The organism is Mesorhizobium sp. WSM4817 (genome assembly GCF_055811135.1).
The window spans coordinates 1-1,819 of record NZ_JBVVQQ010000084.1; the positions used below are offsets into that span (position 1 = coordinate 1).

Consider the following 1,819-nt stretch of genomic DNA (forward strand, 5'->3'; position numbering starts at 1 on the left):
TGACCGAGCGCTGTCGCCTGCAAGGCTGCCGGGATCCGTGCCGCGGCGTCCGCGTATTCGGCGAGCGCTGCGGGTGATGTCGCTTGGCAGTTAATTGTAAGAATGCGATCGTTTCGGTCATTTTTGGCAGTTAATTATGAGAATGATCGGGCTGAGATTCTCAAATCAACTGCTAAGGTATTAACTCTCAGGCCGCGCGACTTGGGCATTCGTTCGGCACTTTGGTCGAGCCACAGCAGATACGGCTCCGCCGAATCTCGAGTGCTCGATTCTCACATTAAATGCAGCGGCCGCGGCACGATTATCAAATTAAGTGCTCATTCTCAAATTACGTGCAAAGCTAAGCCTCTGATATCATTGACTCTGCATTCTCACAATTAACTGCCAAGCGACACCAAACTTCTTACCGAACTGACCAGATCGCACTCCCCAGAGTCCGAGCTGAGTTCTGTCCCGAACGAGGTCCTCGAAATGCTTAGCTCCGCGATGAACCGACGGCCATGTCGCCGCCTGACGTGCCTCGGCGTCGGGCGCGGCTCTCCGGAGAATAGCGCCAAAGCTCATCTCCGGACCGTCCGCGGAAAAGCGAAGCGCTAGATCGTGGCGGACGCTGACGCTGTATCCGGCGGATGGCTGCGATTGAATATGGGGTCAGAACAAGAACTGTTCCCAGCGACACGCGGCCTTTATCAACCAAAGACAGCTACGGGTTGATTTGATGATGATTCCGCCACCCGGGCTTCGGCGCATCTGACGCCCCGTGGCGGCGCGAAAGACGCTCGGTAGTTGCAGCGCCGGCGGCACGCGCGACCAGATGGTTCTCAAGACTTCTCGACCATGCCGGTTTTTCCGAACGGCGCTCCCAGACACCACGCGCTGTGACCATCGGAAGCCAATCTCGTGGAAATACAGGTCGGCATGCTGCGGGCTGATATGATGAAAGACGCCGGCGATGGTACGGCGGACGCGGGAGTTGAAGCCCCCCACCGAATTGAGGTGGACGGCGTCGCGAACATACTCACCACTGGAATATTTCACGGTCTCGTGCTTGGCAAAGCTCTCACCAATGGCCATGAATGCTTTCCACTCGTCGCTCATCAAATGAGCTCTCGATTCGATCTGCACTTCAATGACGCGTTCGCTTGCTCGCGCTGAGAGACCAGTCACGACCGCGGCACGCGCGTCACCGGCCGGAGCGCCGGGCGTGACGTCGGTCGGCCGCTGCACCATGGCCATGACCGGCGCCTTCTCCGTATTCGCCTGACCTTTCCGGCCCCGTCCCGGACGTGGGTCGTCCGGCCGCTTTCGGGGACTACTTCCCCCGAGATGGAAATGGATCGATCTCAACCGTGCCGTCGAGCATGTTTTCCCGCGCCACCATCAGCCGCAGTGCGTGACCCATCCGCCAGGCCGTCGGCTGGCTCACTCCAATGATCTCGGCGAGCCGTACCGAGGACAAGCCCTTATCCGATTGCAGCAGCAGCCACATGGCCTTCAACCATAAACGCAAGGGAAGCTTCGTGGAGTGTAGAGGCGTGTGTGTCGTCACCGTGAACTGGAACCGGCAATCGCCGCTGGAACATTGGCAAAGACCCGGTCGGGCGCGCCGCTTGCCGGTATCGCGGCCGGCAAGCGCAATCGAGCGTTTGTATCCGCAGGCGGGGCAGATCCGGTCATCCGGTCACACCATGCTTTCCAGCAGCCGACGGCAATGCTGCTCATCCCCGAAGCCACGATCATCTCTTCAACGGTCCGGATGCTGGAAAGCGCGGCAAGCATCGTTTCAGGCATTCTCATCTCCTTCGCAGCATGCCCAAAG

General features: G+C 59.2%; 1 pseudogene. It reads right to left on the reverse strand.

Annotation, left to right across the window (positions count from 1 at the left end):
* Window positions 1-689: 689 nt before the first annotated feature.
* Window positions 690-1,791, reverse strand: a pseudogene (locus AC0L2K_RS34780) (IS1595 family transposase).
* Window positions 1,792-1,819 lie beyond the last annotated feature (28 nt).